The organism is Ruegeria sp. CL3 (assembly GCF_056536505.1).
Genome location: NZ_JBQFPT010000004.1, coordinates 267,025 through 282,762, shown reverse-complemented (window position 1 = coordinate 282,762; position 15,738 = coordinate 267,025). Strand labels below are relative to the sequence as shown.

The 15,738-nt window shown below is 57.7% G+C and carries 19 protein-coding genes and 1 tRNA gene; 11 read left to right on the top strand and 9 right to left on the bottom strand.

All coding sequences use genetic code 11. The annotated features are described in order from the left end of the window. Nucleotides 1-53 precede the first annotated feature (53 nt). From ACR0NO_RS07880 to ACR0NO_RS07865, 4 genes are all read right to left on the bottom strand, one after another. Nucleotides 54-665: an adenylate/guanylate cyclase domain-containing protein gene (locus tag ACR0NO_RS07880; RefSeq protein WP_480723617.1), complete on the bottom strand. Its 612-nt coding sequence runs from the start codon at nt 663-665 to the stop codon at nt 54-56. A gap of 59 nt (nt 666-724) precedes the next feature. After that, complete coding sequence (locus tag ACR0NO_RS07875; protein ID WP_480723538.1) at nt 725-1,018, bottom strand: Arm DNA-binding domain-containing protein; 294 nt, start codon at nt 1,016-1,018, stop codon at nt 725-727. Nucleotides 1,019-1,173: 155 nt separating this feature from the next. Then, a tRNA-Ala gene (locus ACR0NO_RS07870) sits at nt 1,174-1,249 on the bottom strand. 140 nt (nt 1,250-1,389) lie between these two features. After that, a complete protein-coding gene (locus ACR0NO_RS07865; RefSeq protein ID WP_170377607.1) occupies nt 1,390-1,716 on the bottom strand; it encodes a TIGR02300 family protein in 327 nt (108 codons plus the stop codon). A gap of 100 nt (nt 1,717-1,816) precedes the next feature. On the opposite strand from ACR0NO_RS07865, the gene ACR0NO_RS07860 reads away from it, so the two are divergent. The 3 genes from ACR0NO_RS07860 (at nt 1,817) to ACR0NO_RS07850 (ending at nt 4,531) form a co-directional block, all read left to right on the top strand. Then, nucleotides 1,817-2,512, top strand: a complete 696-nt coding sequence (locus ACR0NO_RS07860; protein WP_480723537.1) for a M48 family metallopeptidase — start codon at nt 1,817-1,819, stop codon at nt 2,510-2,512. 30 nt (nt 2,513-2,542) lie between these two features. Further along, nucleotides 2,543-3,190 carry a GntR family transcriptional regulator gene (locus ACR0NO_RS07855; protein WP_170377611.1) on the top strand — a complete coding sequence of 216 codons (648 nt, stop codon included), beginning with the start codon at nt 2,543-2,545 and terminating at the stop codon, nt 3,188-3,190. Between the two features lie 210 nt (nt 3,191-3,400). Continuing rightward, nucleotides 3,401-4,531, top strand: coding sequence for a lytic murein transglycosylase (locus tag ACR0NO_RS07850; protein WP_480723536.1), 1,131 nt, complete (start codon nt 3,401-3,403; stop codon nt 4,529-4,531). A 4-nt stretch (nt 4,532-4,535) separates the two neighbouring features. Here ACR0NO_RS07850 and ACR0NO_RS07845 read toward each other — a convergent pair whose 3' ends face one another. Next, a complete protein-coding gene (locus tag ACR0NO_RS07845; protein WP_170639227.1) occupies nt 4,536-5,498 on the bottom strand; it encodes an acetyl-CoA carboxylase carboxyltransferase subunit alpha in 963 nt (320 codons plus the stop codon). Between the two features lie 145 nt (nt 5,499-5,643). Here ACR0NO_RS07845 and ACR0NO_RS07840 point away from each other — a divergent pair, with 145 nt between their 5' ends. Then, entirely contained in the window at nt 5,644-6,453 is an 810-nt protein-coding gene (locus tag ACR0NO_RS07840) for an AraC family transcriptional regulator (protein ID WP_480723616.1), read from the top strand. Here ACR0NO_RS07840 and ACR0NO_RS07835 read toward each other — a convergent pair whose 3' ends face one another. Further along, entirely contained in the window at nt 6,454-7,050 is a 597-nt protein-coding gene (locus tag ACR0NO_RS07835) for a LysE family translocator (protein WP_170472147.1), read from the bottom strand. 73 nt (nt 7,051-7,123) lie between these two features. Here ACR0NO_RS07835 and ACR0NO_RS07830 point away from each other — a divergent pair, with 73 nt between their 5' ends. Together ACR0NO_RS07830 and ACR0NO_RS07825 are read left to right on the top strand one after the other, a co-directional pair. After that, on the top strand, nt 7,124-7,576 hold the full coding sequence (locus ACR0NO_RS07830) for an Lrp/AsnC family transcriptional regulator (protein ID WP_480723535.1): 453 nt from the start codon (nt 7,124-7,126) through the stop codon (nt 7,574-7,576). Nucleotides 7,577-7,668: 92 nt separating this feature from the next. Further along, nucleotides 7,669-8,238, top strand: coding sequence for a PA14 domain-containing protein (locus tag ACR0NO_RS07825; RefSeq protein ID WP_480723534.1), 570 nt, complete (start codon nt 7,669-7,671; stop codon nt 8,236-8,238). 42 nt (nt 8,239-8,280) lie between these two features. On the opposite strand, the gene ACR0NO_RS07820 is transcribed toward ACR0NO_RS07825, so the two are convergent. Then, on the bottom strand, nt 8,281-9,243 hold the full coding sequence (locus ACR0NO_RS07820; RefSeq protein ID WP_480723533.1) for an L-malyl-CoA/beta-methylmalyl-CoA lyase: 963 nt from the start codon (nt 9,241-9,243) through the stop codon (nt 8,281-8,283). Nucleotides 9,244-9,539: 296 nt separating this feature from the next. Between ACR0NO_RS07820 and dgcN the strand changes: the two genes are divergently transcribed. From dgcN to ACR0NO_RS07805, 3 genes are all read left to right on the top strand, one after another. Next, complete coding sequence (gene dgcN, locus ACR0NO_RS07815) at nt 9,540-10,541, top strand: N-acetyltransferase DgcN (protein WP_170691032.1); 1,002 nt, start codon at nt 9,540-9,542, stop codon at nt 10,539-10,541. 66 nt (nt 10,542-10,607) lie between these two features. Further along, the gene (gene dgcA / locus ACR0NO_RS07810) at nt 10,608-11,573 is read left to right on the top strand and encodes an N-acetyl-D-Glu racemase DgcA (protein WP_480723532.1); all 966 of its coding nucleotides are present in this window, start codon (nt 10,608-10,610) and stop codon (nt 11,571-11,573) included. An 11-nt stretch (nt 11,574-11,584) separates the two neighbouring features. Continuing rightward, nucleotides 11,585-12,445 (top strand): D-amino-acid transaminase, encoded by an 861-nt coding sequence (locus ACR0NO_RS07805; RefSeq protein WP_170766377.1) that lies wholly within the window; start codon nt 11,585-11,587, stop codon nt 12,443-12,445. 95 nt (nt 12,446-12,540) lie between these two features. On the opposite strand, the gene ACR0NO_RS07800 is transcribed toward ACR0NO_RS07805, so the two are convergent. Both ACR0NO_RS07800 and ACR0NO_RS07795 read right to left on the bottom strand, forming a co-directional pair. Further along, a complete protein-coding gene (locus ACR0NO_RS07800; protein WP_170639236.1) occupies nt 12,541-13,839 on the bottom strand; it encodes a hypothetical protein in 1,299 nt (432 codons plus the stop codon). Nucleotides 13,840-13,853: 14 nt separating this feature from the next. Continuing rightward, entirely contained in the window at nt 13,854-14,336 is a 483-nt protein-coding gene (locus tag ACR0NO_RS07795) for a hypothetical protein (RefSeq protein ID WP_170555672.1), read from the bottom strand. A gap of 438 nt (nt 14,337-14,774) precedes the next feature. Here ACR0NO_RS07795 and ACR0NO_RS07790 point away from each other — a divergent pair, with 438 nt between their 5' ends. Next, complete coding sequence (locus tag ACR0NO_RS07790) at nt 14,775-14,990, top strand: DUF1127 domain-containing protein (RefSeq protein WP_170639237.1); 216 nt, start codon at nt 14,775-14,777, stop codon at nt 14,988-14,990. A gap of 205 nt (nt 14,991-15,195) precedes the next feature. Then, nucleotides 15,196-15,669 (top strand): 50S ribosomal protein L15, encoded by a 474-nt coding sequence (gene rplO / locus ACR0NO_RS07785; protein ID WP_170377635.1) that lies wholly within the window; start codon nt 15,196-15,198, stop codon nt 15,667-15,669. Nucleotides 15,670-15,738: the final 69 nt, after the last annotated feature.

Sequence of the window (15,738 nt, the reverse complement as noted above, 5' to 3'; positions counted from 1 at the left end):
TTTTGGCGAACACTTCCCTCGAGAACAAGATCGACGCCCTGTTTCAGTCCGACCTATTTCACGTCCACCGAGTGCCCTTTGTAGACGAAAGCAGAATTGCGCGCGACGACCAGTAAGTTCGGCAGTTTTGACAGAGTGGTGATGACCTCTTCGGTAATGCCATCGGCAAAAAATTCCTGATCGGGGTCAGAAGAAAGACGGTCAAAGGGTAGGACACCGATCAGCAATGACTTCGAGTGAATAGCCGGCGTCAAGCGCGGTGGAGCGAAGCCAGGTGGCGACCATTGGAATACTTCGACTGGCGACGACGCGTTCTTAAACTGCCGTGCTCCAGCGCGGTGAAATTGCTCAGCGAGCCTCTCGCCAAGGCTGCGATAGACTACGTTGGAAATTAACACGGCCTCTTCGTTGGAAGCTTCTTGTAACCGAGCGGCAATATTGATGCCATCTCCGAAAATATCTTCTTCGTCGAATACGACATCTCCCAAATGAACACCTACTCGCAGCTTAAGTGAAGACTGAGCTGACACTTGGCTTTGTAGATCGAGGGCGCATCGCACAGCGTTCGAGACCGAGTTAAACTCGACTATCCATCCATCGCCCATCCTCTTTACGATATTGCCGCGATGATCACTAACCAATGGATCGAATAACTCTCGACGCAGGACACGGAGTTCGCTGAGAGTTTTGTTCTCATCCGCCTTTATCTGGCCCGAGTAGTTTACTACGTTGGCCGAAAGTACTGCGGAAAGTCTACGGTCTCCGCCACGTCGGGGGTGATTTTAGTGTCCAGCAAGTTCCTCTGCGCCTCGACGCGCTGGCGCGCGTCCTTGAGGCCGAAAGAGGGATAGGAGCCCAAGGTCATCTCACGCTGCTTACCATCGACCCTGTAGCGCCAGACCCATTTCTTGCCGCCTTTCGGGTGAACGATCAGCGTCAAGCCACCGCCATCTGCCAGCTTGATCTTTTTGTCGCCGGATTTCGCGGCCTTGATTTGTTTGTCAGTCAGTTTGGTCATCTTGCATACTTTCTCACTGGCGAACCCCGCACAGACCCCCACAATGGGACCTCTGGCAGAGCCCGAGTTTCCTTGGGGGTGAGAAAGACTGGCGCGACAAAGGCCTTGTTTACAAAGCCGTGTGACTGCGAGTGAATTCGAACTGAGGAGAAAAATGGTGGAGCCTAGGGGAGTCGAACCCCTGACCTCTTGCATGCCATGCAAGCGCTCTCCCAACTGAGCTAAGGCCCCTTCCGGGTACTGCCGAAGCAGTGGGCGGACGTTTATGAGACAGCGCGCACGAGTGCAAGAGCAAATTTAGAAATCTGCAAAAAACTATGCGCCGTCTCTCGCTACGAAAAAGGGCGGCCAGTGGCCGCCCCCGTATCGGATCAGTTTTCGTCTTCCGACGACATGTCCTTGATGTCGTCGAGCGAAACATCATCATTGCCGTCGTCATCATCGTCCAGCAGATCGTCATCCAGGTCGACGTCGACATTGTCGTCATCATCCAGAACCAGATCATCCTCGGATGCGTTTTCGCGCGCTTTCTTGGTTGCCGCATCTTCGGCATCGGCGGCGATCATCCGGCTCTTGCCGGTTTCAAGTTCCACGATCTCGCCCGTGTAGGGGCTGACGATCGGGTCTTTGTTCAGGTCATAAAACCGCTTACCGGTGGTCGGACAAACGCGCTTTACGCCCCATTCTTCCTTGGGCATGTCAAATCCCCTTGATATCAGGTGAGTCGTCTAAAAGATTCAGTTCACCTGCCACAGGCGGCGGGTGCTGTCAAAGCCTTTGCGCGGAAGAGGACGGGATATGGGGGAACACGCTTTGCCGGGCAGGCCGCCAGTGCCGCTGACGCTGCGCAAATCCGCGCGGGCGCGACGGATCAGTCTGCGGATTTCCCAATTGGACGGACGAGTTACCCTGACTTATCCAAACGGCGTGCCCGAGGTCGAGGCGTTGAACTTCGCGCGTAGCAAGGAAGATTGGATCCGCCAGAACCTGGCGGGTCAGCCCGAGAGGGAAGACGTACGCGTCGGCGGCCTGATCCCTGTCGAAGGCGTTGAACGCCGAATCGTCCTGGCAACCGGTCGGCGCGTTCAGTTGGGCGCGGACACGGTGGCTGTCCCGGCAGGGGCTGAGGGGCGTCGATTGGCCCGCTTCCTCAAAGAACTTGCGCGGGATCGTTTGAGCGAGGCCTGTGATGACTACGCCGCCATTCTGGGCCGGTCCTATACGACCCTGTCGTTGCGGGACACGCGGTCGCGCTGGGGGTCGTGCAGTTCCCACGGGGGGCTGATGTTCTCGTGGCGCTTGATTCTGGCTCCGCCCGAAGTTCTGCACTATGTCGCTGCGCATGAGGTGGCGCATCTGGCGGAGATGAACCACTCGCCGGCTTTTTGGGCGCAGGTGGAGCGTATTTTCGGTCCCTATGATACACCGCGTCGCTGGTTGAGGGACAACGGAGCCGTGTTACATCGCTTCCGATTTGACGGGCCAGCGAGTTGACGTCACCGAATTTTGTGATCACATGAGGCCATGATAACGACACGGCCCACGGATTCGAGCATCGCAACGCATGATCGGGTCTATCGCACCCTGAGATCGCGCATCCTGCACGGAGAGATTGCCCCAGGCGAGGCTTTGACACTCAGGGGAATCGGCAAGGAATTCGGGGTCTCGATGACGCCTGCGCGCGAAGCGGTGCGCCGACTGGCGGCTGAAGGGGCTTTATTTTTGTCGTCATCGGGGCGCGTCTCGACGCCTGAACTGACAAATGACCGGATCGAAGAGCTGGCCGCCTTGAGGGCGCTGCTGGAGGTTGAGCTGGCCAGCCGTGCCTTGCCTCGGGCGCATATGGCGCTGATCGATCGATTGCAAAGCATCAATATGAACGTCGCCGAGATGGTGACCAAGCGCGATGCGGTGGGCTATATCCGAACGAACCTAGAATTTCATCGGACGCTCTACCTGCGTGCGCAGGCGCCTGCAATGCTGGCCATGGCGGAAACTGTTTGGCTTCAGCTTGGGCCGACCATGCGTGCGCTCTATGGCCGTTTGCGGCGCACCGAGCCACCGCATTACCACAAGTTGATCATCGCTGCGCTGAAAGCGGGGGACGAGCCGGGCCTGCGCCTCGCGGTCCGCTCGGACGTGACACAAGGCTTGCGGTTGCTGGTTAGCTAGATCGTTTGCGTTTGATTTGAATCGAAATACGCTGCTTCTCCCCACGGTCGACGCGCATTTCGATGATCTTACCTAAAGTGAAACGCAAAATGCTCTAGGCGGCCAATTGCCGAACGGCATTTTTGGCGGTCACTGTGACCGGTCTTTCTGGTTTGCGCGCACGGACTGCGCTACGCTAAAGCAAATCACAAACCAGAGCAGATTTCAGTCATGATCAATAGACGCAGTTTTTCAATCGGCCTCAGTGCGGCGTTTTTGGCGGCGTGCAGTGATGCAACCACACCGGCGCGCGCGCCTGCATCCCGAATGCAGCCTGTTTCCAATGCGGGCTATGATGCCTGGGTGGCCGGTTTCAAATCCCGTGCTTCTTCGCAGGGCATCTCACAATCCACGTTGAACCGCGCGTTTCAGGGGGCAGGCTATCTGCCCGGCGTGATCGAACGAGACCGCAATCAGGTCGAGTTCAAACGCTCGCTTGAGGACTATCTGGCCATCGCCGCCTCGGATGAGCGGATCAGCACCGGCAAACAGATGCTGCAACGCCATAACGGTGTTCTGTCGCAGATTGAGGCGCAATATGGCGTCGACAAAGAGGTCGTCGTGGCCGTCTGGGGGCTGGAAAGCCGCTACGGAGCACGCCGCGGCGATGTGCCTGTGATCTCGGCAACCTCGACGCTGGCCTATGACGGGCGGCGCGGTGCGTTTTTCGAAAAGCAACTGATCGCGGCCTTGCAGATCATTCAGGCGGGCGACACCTCGGCGGACAACATGACCGGCAGCTGGGCGGGCGCGATGGGGCATACGCAGTTCATTCCGACCTCGTATCTGGCTTATGCGGTCGATTTCACCGGTGATGGGCGACGCGATATCTGGTCCGAGGATCCGTCGGACTCACTGGCTTCAACCGCGGCCTATCTGTCGCGCGCGGGTTGGGTGCGTGGTCAGCCCTGGGGCGGAGAGGTCGGCACCGTTTCCGGCACGCCCGTCGCGGTCTTGCAGCCGCAGGTTCCCGGCCCAAAGATCGCCGTGTTCCGCAATTTCAACGTGATCAAGCGCTATAACAACTCGGACAGCTACGCGATCGGTGTGGGCCATCTGTCCGACCGAATCGCCGGAGGTGGCCCGTTCAAGGCGTCGTTCGGACCGGATGAAACAGGGCTCACGCTGGAAGACCGCAAAGAGCTGCAACGCCGCCTGACTTCGGCCGGGTTCGATACAGAAGGCGCGGACGGCGTGATCGGCAAGAAATCCGAAGCCGCGATCAGCGGTTACCAGCGCGCCAATGGTTTGCCGGTTACCGGCAAGCCTTCGGTTGAGCTGTTGCGCCGGTTGGGCGGCTGACGGTTTACGCCGCCAGCCCTTTTGAACCGATATCCAGGAACTTCTGACGACGGTCCTTGATCAGGGCCGCCGCATCCTTACCGTCCAGCTCTTTCAGCATGGCGGCGATGGCGGCACGGACTGATTCAATCGCGGCCGGACGATCCCGATGGGCGCCGCCCTTGGGTTCGGTGATGATGCGGTCGCAGACGCCCAACTTGTAAAGGTCCTGCGCGGTCAGGCGCAGTGCTTCGGCGGCCTCGCGCATCTTCTCGGCATCTTTCCAAAGGATCGAGGCGCAGCCTTCGGGAGAAATCACCGAATAGACTGAATGCTCCAGCATCGCGACACGGTTCGCCGTTGCAAAGGCTACAGCCCCACCAGATCCACCTTCACCGATGATGACAGAAACCAGAGGCACGCCGATTTTCAGGCACATCTCGGTCGAACGTGCAATCGCCTCGGACTGGCCACGCTCTTCCGCGCCTTTGCCGGGATAGGCCCCGGCGGTGTCAATCAGGGTGACAACGGGCAGACCAAAGCGCCCGGCCATCTCCATCAGGCGGACCGCTTTGCGGTATCCTTCAGGGCGGGCCATTCCGAAATTCCGTTCGATCCGCGATTTGGTGTCAGAGCCTTTCTCATGCCCTATCACCATCACCGGCTGATCGTTGAATCGGGCCAGACCGCCGATCACGGCCAGATCGTCGGCAAAGTTGCGATCCCCGGCCAGCGGAGTGAACTCGGTGAAAAGCTCTTTTACATAGTCCTGACAATGGGGGCGCTCGGGGTGACGTGCGACCTGACATTTCCGCCAAGGGGTCAGATCGGCATACAGCTCATCCAGCAGCTTGGCGGCTTTGGCGTCCAGAGCTGAGGCTTCCTCGGCCACATCCATCTCTTCATTGGCGCGGGCCAGGGCGCGCAGCTCTTCTGCTTTGCCTTCGATCTCGGCCAGCGGTTTTTCGAAATCCAGATACTGGGTCATGACGCCTCTCAACGCGGAAGTTCCCTGCTATATGACGTGTGGTCGCTTGGGATGCAACTCAGCAAGATTTGTGAGAGCAGATTATGCGACCACGATTGGGCAGAGAAGGAAGGGAAGCCAAATGGCAACCAGTTACTAGGACCGCATCCTGCGGGTGCTGACCTTTATCCACGATCACCCCGATAGAGATCTGTCGCTGGATGCGCTGGCCGATGTCGCCGCGATGTCGCGGTTTCATTGGCACCGCGTGTTCCGCGCTTTGACAGGTGAGACCTGTGCTCAGGCGGTGCGTCGGATCAGGCTGCACCGTGCTGCGGTCCAGCTGGTCCGGTCAGACAACTCGATGTCGCAGGTTGCGCATTCCGTTGGCTACCCCAACCCGAACTCTTTCATCCGGGCCTTTACCGAGGCTTATGGCAGCAGCCCCGCGGCCTTTCGCAAAGCCGGTCAGTTTCTGCCAGCCCATCCAAACTTCAAAACCGGAGGATATCCGATGCATCCCGTGACCACCCGAACCGAACCCGCCCGCCGCGTGATCGCCTTGCCGCACAAAGGCGCATATTCCGAAATTGGCAAAAGCTTTGAAGCATTCGGCGCTTTGTGCGAGTCTCGTCAGCTTTGGCCGCAGGTTGGCCCTGTGGTTGGAATTTACTTCGACAGCCCAGATGAGGTGCCAGAGGATCAGTTGCGCAGCTATGCCGGGGCCGAATTCCGTGGGGAATGTACCCCCGATGGGATGGAGGACGTGCAGATCGCCGGGGGAAAGACGGCTGTGCTGACCTACAAGGGGCCCTATTCAGGCTTGGAGGCTGCCTACCACAGTCTGTTCGGGAATTGGTTGCCTGAGTCAGGGGAAGAGCCAGCAGATCAACCCTGTTACGAGATCTACCTCAACGATCCGCGCGATACTGCGCCAGAAGATCTAGTAACCGAGATCTGCCTGCCGCTGAAGTGATCAGCTCGGCCACAACACCGGATAGAGCGAGGCCACAAGCAGGGCTGCCATTGTCCAGTTGAACACCACCAACCGGCGCGGATTCGTCAGGACCCGCGCCATTTGCTGCCCCAGAACCGTCCAGGTGCTGACTGAGGGTAAGTTGACCGCTCCGAACACAAGCGCAACGATGATGATGACATTGAAGGTCTGCCCTGGCGCATAGGCCGTCGTCGCGGTCAGCGCCATCGCCCAGGCCTTTGGGTTGACCCATTGAAAGGCGGCGGCCTGTAAAAAGCTCATCGGCGTGCCCACCTCAGCGCCTTTCTCGGCCGGAGCGGCATGCGCGATTTTCCACGCCAGATACAACAGATACGCGACCGAGGCTGCCTTCAGCACCGTGTAGCTGACCGGGTATTGGTTGAAAACCTGCACCAGACCCGCGCCAACCAGCAGCACCATGAAGGTAAAACCAAGCCCGATTCCCAGCATATGAGGAATCGTGCGCCGAAAGCCGAAATTGGCACCAGATGCCATTAGCATCAAGTTGTTCGGTCCCGGCGTAATGGACGAGACGAAGGCAAACGCGATCAGGGCCAGAAGGATGTCGTAGGTCATGCGAGGGATGTTTACCGCAAATGGCACAAATGAAATTGCGTTATTGTGCGTAAATGACCTAGTTTGGCAACTAATGACTAAGATGGATCGTATAAACCGCGAAATATTGCGCGAACTCTCGACGGACGGGCGCATCAGCAATCTTGAGCTGGCAGATCGTGTCGGGCTATCTCCCTCGGCCTGTTTGCGTCGCGTGCAAGAGTTGGAGAAGGCCGGAGTCATCACCGGATACCGCGCTGTTCTGGACCCGACCGCGCTGGGTAAGGGTTTTGTCGCCTATATCGGCGTTGGTCTGGGAGAGCATACAAAGGCAGCTCAGGAAGGCTTTGAACGGGCCTTGCAACGCGCGCCCGAAGTGGTTGAATGCCACAATATCACCGGTACAATAGAATATCTGTTGCGCGTGGAATGCGCGGACCTTCCTTCGTACAAGATTTTTCACACCGATGTGCTGGGAACACTGCCCCATGTCACGTCGATCACGTCATATGTGGTCATGGGTTCGCCCAAGGATTTGCGGAGTTGATCGAAGGTTTACGTCTTATTGGACGGGAATTTGACTCTAATTCCGCAAAATGCTTCGGTGCGGCCTGATAGATATCATATGGGGGAGGCGACATGTTTTCGCGAACGGCACTAATCTCAACCCTTGCGGTCCTCGCAGGAACGGCAAGTCTCGCGGCGGAAACGGCTGAGCTTGCTCCGGTGCAGACCGATGTGAAGCCGGGCTTGAATGTGGTCTATGCAGAAGCGCCGAAAAAGATCAAAAGCCTCGAGCAGGCGCAGGAGTGGATTGATACGATCGGCGTCGCTGCCGACCCGGTGCCCGCCTTTGATTTTCGCGATACCGAAGATGGTGATCCGGTCATGACAGCCTCGCAGCCTTACAATGTCGCGGCGGAGATCACCGGGCTGATCAGGATTGACGAACCGGGTATGTACCAGTTTGAGGTCTATTCAAACGATGGTGCGGAAACAAAGTTGGGCGGCCAGACCATCGGGTACTACGATGGCACCCAACCCTGCGAAGGCAACGGTGTTACCGAAGTCGAAATCCCCGAGGCGGGGTGGTACGAGCTGACCACTTTGTATTTCCAAAAGGGCGGAAGCTCTTGCCTGATGATGAAATGGGGCAAGGACGGTCAGGACCTCGAATGGGTCCCGAACGATATCTTCGGACATAACTGAACCAGAACAAGGCACCGTATTGGTGCCTTGAACCGATTTGGCTTAGCCGTTCGCTGCAATCAATTCGGCTTGGGCTACGATGACCTCGGCCTGTTTGATCGACGCGATGTCGACCAGACGGCCCTTGTATACTGTCGCGCCTTCACCATTGGCTTTGGCCTGTTCCATCGCGGCCAGAATTTCGCGGGCCTCACAGACCGCCTCATCCGACGGGGTGAAGACCTGATTGGCCAGCGCGATCTGCTTGGGGTGGATCGCCCATTTGCCGACCATACCCAAAGTGGCCGAGCGTTTGGCTTGCGCGATATAGCCCTCATCGTCGCTGAAATCGCCAAAGGGCCCATCGACTGGCAGAACGCCATGGGTGCGGCACGCGGCGACGATGGCGGCCTGTGCCCAATGCCACGGGTCTGACCAGTGTTTCTCACCGTCGCGCAGCATGTAGTAGTTCTCTTGCGTGCCGCCGATCCCGGTGGTTTGCATGCCCATGGACGCCGCAAAGTCTGCAGCACCCAGGCTCATCGCCTGCATTCGGGGCGACGACGCGGCGATTTCCTCGACATGGGCAATGCCAGCCGCGGATTCGATGATGACTTCGAACGAGATCGGTTTGGTCCGACCCTTTGCGCGCTCGATTGCGGTGACCAGAGCGTCCACGGCGTAGACATCCGCTGCGCAGCCGACCTTGGGGATCATGATCTGGTCAAGGCGGTCTCCGGCCTGTTCCAGTAGGTCCACCACATCGCGGTACCAATAGGGCGTATCCAGCCCGTTGATCCGCACGGACATGTATTTGTTGCCCCAATCGACGGTGTTCAGCGCCTTGATGACATTGGCGCGGGCGACGTCCTTGTCAGAGGGTGCAACCGAATCCTCAAGATCCAGGTTAATCACATCCGCAGCTGAGGCCGCCATCTTCGGGAACAGCTTTGTGTTCGAGCCAGGGCCGAACAACTGGCAACGGTTTGGTCGCGCCGGAGCGGCGGGTTGGATGCGGAAACTCATCGGGACCTCGCAAGAGTAATGAAGTTACGTTTTGGTTCTCGTTCGAGATATTAAATTGCGCAATGCGGCGCAAGGGTCATTGTGCAGATGCGGCAATGCGCACGCAGCATTTCTTGCGCAAGGCGCAGTTCGCGGGTGCTTAAAGTTTGTTCATTTTAAAAACTTCGAAGAATTTTGCGACCAGACGTCAAAATGCGCGAAAAAATATTGGTAAGGGGATGTATGTAGTGAAAATTCGCGAAACGCTCGTTCACGTGGTTCTTTAGTTTGGCGCGGAATTAAAGGAGTGCGACGCAATGATCGAGACACCGTATCTGTTGTTTTTGGGCGATGCGCCCGACCAGTTGGCCGCCAAAGTTGCTATCGGCATCCGTGATTGGCGTCCGGAAAATGCTGTAGGCCAGTACCGCATGGAGGGCTGCAAGGCCGATCTGGGTATGACCGATATGACTTTGGCCGAGGCCAAAGAGGCCGGTGCAAAGACGCTGGTTATCGGTGTCGCCAACCGCGGCGGCGTGATCAGCGAGGCCTGGAAAACCGTTCTGATCGAGGCGCTCGAAATGGGCTATGACATCGCGTCGGGCCTGCACAACCTTTTGCGGGACGAAGGCGATCTGGTTGCGGCCGCTCAGACCCACGGCTGCACCCTGCACGATGTGCGCGTGCCGACCGTTGGATACCCCATCGCAAACGGCAAGAAACGCAGCGGCAAGCGTTGCCTGGCTGTAGGCACCGATTGCTCGGCGGGTAAGATGTATACGGCGATGTCGATGGATGCCGAGATGCGCAAGCGCGGCATGAAATCCACTTTCCGTGCCACTGGCCAGACCGGTATTTTGATCACCGGTCAAGGTGTTCCACTCGACGCGGTTGTCGCGGATTTCATGGCGGGTGCGGTCGAATACCTGACGCCCGACAATGATGAAGATCATTGGGATCACATTGAGGGGCAGGGCTCTTTGTATCACGTGTCCTATTCGGGCGTCACCATGGCGCTGGTCCATGGCGGTCAGCCCGATGCGTTGATCCTGTGCCATGAGCCGACCCGGACCCATATGCGCGGCCTGCCCGAGTATTCGCTGCCGACGCTGCAGCAGCTGCGCGACACCGCCCTGCCTCTGGCGCGGGTTGGCAATCCTGCCTGTCAGGTCGTTGGCGTCTCGGTCAACACCCAGCACCTGAGCGAGGATGAAGCCACGGCTTATCTGGCCAAGGTCGAGGAAGAGATGGGCCTGCCCACCACTGACCCTTATCGCTTTGGTGCGGGGAAACTGGTGGATGCTCTGTCCGCTCTGTGATCAAAGAAACCCGACGGAGGATCGCCTCAGGCGGGCGTATTTTTGAAAAGATGAAGGAGCAGGCGCGTGCAGGTTGAGGTCTCTCGTGATGTGTTTCGGCTGGCGCAGGTGTTTACCATCTCGCGCGGGTCGCGAACCGAAGCAAAGGTTCTGACGGTTCGAATTTCGGACGGAACCCATCAGGGCTGGGGCGAATGCGTGCCCTACGCGCGCTATGACGAAACGCTCGAGTCGGTCGAGGCTGAAATCGCCGCGCTGCCTGCCGAGTTCACGCGGCAATCGCTGATGGACCTGCTGCCCGCCGGGGCCGCGCGGAACGCTGTGGACTGCGCTCTTTGGGATATGGAGTGCAAGCGTGCGGGCAAGCGCGCTTGGGACCTGGGCGGTCTGCCGGTTCCGGGGCCTGAAATCACCGCCTATACCCTGTCTTTGGCGACGCCCGACGCGATGCAAAAGCAAGCAGCAGAAAACGCGCATCGCCCGCTTTTGAAGATCAAGCTGGGTACTCCGGACGACATGCCCCGGTTGGAGGCCGTGCGCGCGGGCGCGCCGAAATCCAAGATCATCGTTGATGCCAACGAAGGTTGGTCGGCTGAGGTCTATGCGGATTTGGCACCTCATCTGGTACGGTTGGGCGTGGAATTGGTCGAGCAGCCGTTGCCCGCAGGCCAGGATGACGCGCTGATCGGCATGGAGCGTCCGGTGCCTGTCTGTGCAGATGAATCCTGCCATGACCGGACCAGCCTGCCCAAACTAAAGGGCAAGTATGATGTGGTGAACATCAAGCTCGACAAGACCGGTGGTCTGACTGAGGCTTTGCTGCTGCGCGAGGCGGCGTTGGCCGAGGGCTACAAAGTCATGGTCGGTTGCATGGTCGGCAGCTCTCTGGCCATGGCCCCTGCGACATTGCTGGCGCAGGGTGCGATGGTGACAGACCTTGACGGCCCGCTTCTGTTGGCCGAAGACCGCACCAACCCGATGATTTTTGACGACGCCGGAGTTCATCCGCCCAGTGCGGCACTTTGGGGCTGAGGAGACAACACATGACCCGCACCGTTTACGTGAATGGCGAATACCTGCCCGAAACCGAGGCCAAGGTATCCATTTTTGACCGTGGTTTCCTGATGGCAGATGCCGTCTATGAGGTGACCAGCGTTCTGGATGGCAAGCTGATCGACTTTGAAGGCCACGCGGTGCGCCTAAAACGTTCTTTGGACGAGCTGCAGATGGCTGAGCCTTGCACCAAGGATGAACTGCTGGAGATCCACCGCAAGCTGGTCGAGTTGAACGAGATTGACGAAGGTCTGGTCTATCTGCAGGTCTCGCGCGGCAGCGATGGGGACCGGGATTTTGTGTTCCCCTCCGCCGAAACCAAGCCGACGCTGGTTCTGTTCACGCAGAACAAGCCGGGATTGGCGGATAGCCCTGCGGCGCAAAAAGGCGCCAAGATCATCTCGATCGAGGATATCCGCTGGGGACGTCGTGACATCAAGACCGTGCAGCTGCTCTACCCGTCGATGGGCAAGATGATGGCCAAGGCTGCCGGGTGTGATGATGCGTGGATGATCGAAGACGGTCATGTCACCGAGGGCACCAGCAACAATGCCTATTTCGTAAAGAACGGCAAGATCGTCACCCGCCCGCTGTCGAATGAGATCCTGCACGGTATCACCCGCAAGGCCGTTCTGCGCATGGCTGCCGAGGCGCAGATGGAGGTCGAGGAACGCTTGTTCACCATCGACGAAGCGAAAGAGGCTGATGAGGCTTTCACCACCTCGGCCAGCGCCTTTGTCATGCCAGTGGTTGAGATTGATGGCGTGGCGCTGGGCGATGGCACCCCCGGCCCAATCGCCAAACGCTTGCGCGAGATTTATCTTGACGAAAGCCGCAAAGCGGCCATTTAAGCGCCAGATCAGCCTAGTTTGAAATGCTATGGAAGTAGCCATTTTGGTTGGCCGCAAAATAGGCCAACCAAACCGACCAAAACCTTAGCGTCGCTTTAGTTGTTGTTCAGGTTTCCGACCCGATCCACGATTTTTGCACAGTCTTTTCGGCTCTGACGCGCGCATGACGCGTTCAGACGTGCGATGACATTCGCAATTGCAGACGGGTAGAGGATCGACGTCTCGGCAACGATCGCCTCGAACAGCGCCTGATACTGTCGGTGATTGTTCACGCTGTAGTAGAAGGCGCGCGGAAGATAGGCCCTTAGTTCATCCTGAAGTTCCTTGTCGCCTTCGAATTGATCGGGCAGTTCACGGCCAGCCAGAGGAAAGTCCTGAGGCTCTTCCCCCGGCGTCACATCGAAATGCAGATAGGCGTTTTCGACATAGCGCGGCAGTAGCTTGCCGAAGCTTGGGTTCTCACGGCGGCACGTGACCGTCTGGGCCAGACCACCGAATTTGTAGAACTCTTCATTAACCCATTCGGAATCCCGATACGCGATGACCGTGAAGTCCAACGACACAGGGCCGCTTGCGGATTCCGTGCCGGTCCCGATTTCAGCGGCCAAAGTGCCGACATATTCTGTACCTGCAGCATTCAGCGCGACGTCGCCCAAGCCAAAGACTTCGATCGCCTTTAGTGACCAGTTTGGACTGTTGGCCGCCCACTCGGATGGCTTGGCTTCATACTCTGCCTTGGGGGCCTTTATGTCGGGCAGGACACTGCGCACAAGGCCGCAGCCCGTCGAAACTTCGGAGGCGTAGCCGTCGTGAATGATTAGGCGGGGGTGAACGCGATCCTTGACCTGAGTAGTGTAGCCGCGTGCCTCCAACTGATCGAACCCTTCCCGCGTGTGCACGATACGCAGTTCCGACTGTGGATTAAACAGCACGAGCTTGTCATCGTCGGCTTCTTCAATCTGGAATGAGAACCCGATCCCAACTTCAGCCTCAGAGGTGCAAGCCAGATCTCGGCATCCGGTGTAGGAATGGTGGGTCACCACATCTGTAGTGTCACGGTCGCTAAAGGCACCGTTTGAAAGCTCACCCTCCAGCACCACGACACGGATCCCGTTGTGCGTTGTGCCTGTTAGATACCCGGACCGTCCCGGCGTAGGTTCAAGATTGTAGACGATTGTCATGCCGGGCAAGAAGGTGGCGACCCTGTTGGCCTCTTTCTCTGCGCCAGAGTAGCTCTTTTTGCCTCTGGGTTCATTGTTGCCGATATTGGACAGCGCGAATGTCCCGCCCACGACCCAGCGCCCTCCCTCCGGGATGCCGTTTGAGGTTGTTTGGGCAAAACCCGTTGAGACCGAGCAGGTTAGAGTGAGAGCATAGACTGTATTTTTAATCATAAAAAATCTCATTTCTATCGGAAATTCTGCGCTATTTCGTCTAATGAGGCGCCAAAAGTGGACGCGAATACATCCAGAGCGGCCTGATCAATGTCCTCGGGTTGCGCCCGCATCGTGTTGGTCAGGGTTTCTAGGCTTAGAAGGTTATCGAAATCTTGGTCTGGATAATGAATCCTAAGCTCGAGATAGATCGAATTGAGTTCGGTCAGGAGGGCCGAAAACTCGCTCTGACAGGTATCAACGTCGACACTGCGCAGGCTTCGTGCGCAGTCGGTGGACATGTAAGCCTTTGTGAACCGCGTGGTCAGCATGGTCAGCTGATCATTTCGAAACGTATTCAGCGCATCGCGTTTCGATGCCACTTCGATCCGGTTGTCCACCATGGCGATCAGAAATTGAGCGAAGAACACGATCACAAGGCCTGAAAGCAAGGCTTTGAAGGTGATCTCGACCAGGCTTTGAACAAGCGACTCTTTCTTTCCGGTCCAGAACGACATGTCCGACCCCTTTGCCAAGACAGGTTTTCGTCACGCAGCCAGTTATGCTGGGATTGACGATTGGGACTCAGGTTCAGCAGAGCTGATATCTTGGGTTGCAGGCTGACGCCGGGGCCGTTGATACAGCCGTTAATGCAATTGCAGTTATTAAAACCACTGCAAAACACGTGCAAAAATTCCACGTCATTTCACGCTCCATAACACATTAAACAATATGACAAAGTTATCGGAAATCGCTCGATTCGTCAATTTTGGCAGGTTTTGAGCGGTGTGTGCCGCGCTGATCGCCTCGCCGCCGAACCTGGATATGTCCGCCTTGCATAGCTGCTAGACCGTAACTGGCGTTGTTGGCCGCATGACCTCTTCCTATCTGCTTGCTGTATCCAAAAGGAACACAAAATTTGCCGGGGAATACGCCTCGGTCTGAAAGGAAAGAAAATGGCACATACTGCAACACTCACCCCCTCGACCTTCAATTTCGGCGCACGCGTTTCCGCACTTATTGAACGCATCAAAGTCGCGCGGGCTCGGGCTGCCGAATACCAGCGGACCTACGCCGAACTGCAGCGGCTCAGCAATCGCGAGCTGGACGATATCGGAGTCCGTCGCTGCGATATCGCCGATATTGCGCACAAGCACGCTTACTGCGCCTGAACTCCCCCACCACTCACACGTGAAGAGGCGTCCTGCGGGGCGTCTCTTTTGCGTTTGGCGGGCCACGCATCCACGCACCACTTGCAACGCGGGCCACAAAGCTGTAGAGCGCCCCGGTGGCATTGCGCCCACGAGAATCAAAACCAAGAAACGCCGTGTTTGGCCCATCACGCTTCGGGGTCACATCCGGCTTAGGAGAAGCGATATGAAACTGAACGAATTGCGCGATAACCCAGGCGCCGCACCGAAACGGACCCGCGTTGGCCGTGGTCCAGGCTCCGGTAAAGGTAAAATGGGTGGCCGTGGTATCAAAGGTCAGAAATCCCGTTCGGGTGTGGCCATCAACGGCTACGAAGGCGGCCAGATGCCGCTGTACCAACGTCTTCCCAAGCGTGGCTTCAACAAGCCGAACCGCAAGGAATTCGCCGTTATCAACCTGGGCCTGATCCAGAAATTCGTCGACGCCGGCAAGCTGGACGCCAAAGCTGCGATCACCGAGGACGCTCTGGTTGCCTCGGGTCTGGTTCGTCGCAAGCTGGACGGTATCCGCGTTCTGGCCAAAGGCGAGGTTAGCGCCAAACTGAACCTGGAAGTGACAGGTGCTTCGAAAGCTGCCGTTGAGGCAGTTGAAAAAGCGGGCGGCTCACTGACGGTCACAAAAGCTGCTGCGGCAGAGTAAGCGCTTGTGAGCGGGCGAAGACCCGCTTACATAGAGCACTAAGTTTTCCCAGACGCCGCCCGAGCCGGA

Bases quoted from the DNA above. Each gene is read 5' to 3' on its own strand.
- ACR0NO_RS07875 (WP_480723538.1), bottom strand. From the start codon at position 1,018: ATGACCAAACTGACTGACAAACAAATCAAGGCCGCGAAATCCGGCGAC.
- ACR0NO_RS07865 (WP_170377607.1), bottom strand. From the start codon at position 1,716: ATGCCCAAGGAAGAATGGGGCGTAAAGCGCGTTTGTCCGACCACCGGT.
- ACR0NO_RS07860 (WP_480723537.1), top strand. From the start codon at position 1,817: ATGGGGGAACACGCTTTGCCGGGCAGGCCGCCAGTGCCGCTGACGCTG.
- ACR0NO_RS07855 (WP_170377611.1), top strand. From the start codon at position 2,543: ATGATAACGACACGGCCCACGGATTCGAGCATCGCAACGCATGATCGG.
- ACR0NO_RS07850 (WP_480723536.1), top strand. From the start codon at position 3,401: ATGATCAATAGACGCAGTTTTTCAATCGGCCTCAGTGCGGCGTTTTTG.
- ACR0NO_RS07845 (WP_170639227.1), bottom strand. From the start codon at position 5,498: ATGACCCAGTATCTGGATTTCGAAAAACCGCTGGCCGAGATCGAAGGC.
- ACR0NO_RS07835 (WP_170472147.1), bottom strand. From the start codon at position 7,050: ATGACCTACGACATCCTTCTGGCCCTGATCGCGTTTGCCTTCGTCTCG.
- ACR0NO_RS07830 (WP_480723535.1), top strand. From the start codon at position 7,124: ATGACTAAGATGGATCGTATAAACCGCGAAATATTGCGCGAACTCTCG.
- ACR0NO_RS07825 (WP_480723534.1), top strand. From the start codon at position 7,669: ATGTTTTCGCGAACGGCACTAATCTCAACCCTTGCGGTCCTCGCAGGA.
- ACR0NO_RS07820 (WP_480723533.1), bottom strand. From the start codon at position 9,243: ATGAGTTTCCGCATCCAACCCGCCGCTCCGGCGCGACCAAACCGTTGC.
- dgcN (WP_170691032.1), top strand. From the start codon at position 9,540: ATGATCGAGACACCGTATCTGTTGTTTTTGGGCGATGCGCCCGACCAG.
- ACR0NO_RS07805 (WP_170766377.1), top strand. From the start codon at position 11,585: ATGACCCGCACCGTTTACGTGAATGGCGAATACCTGCCCGAAACCGAG.
- ACR0NO_RS07800 (WP_170639236.1), bottom strand. From the start codon at position 13,839: ATGATTAAAAATACAGTCTATGCTCTCACTCTAACCTGCTCGGTCTCA.
- ACR0NO_RS07795 (WP_170555672.1), bottom strand. From the start codon at position 14,336: ATGTCGTTCTGGACCGGAAAGAAAGAGTCGCTTGTTCAAAGCCTGGTC.
- ACR0NO_RS07790 (WP_170639237.1), top strand. From the start codon at position 14,775: ATGGCACATACTGCAACACTCACCCCCTCGACCTTCAATTTCGGCGCA.
- rplO (WP_170377635.1), top strand. From the start codon at position 15,196: ATGAAACTGAACGAATTGCGCGATAACCCAGGCGCCGCACCGAAACGG.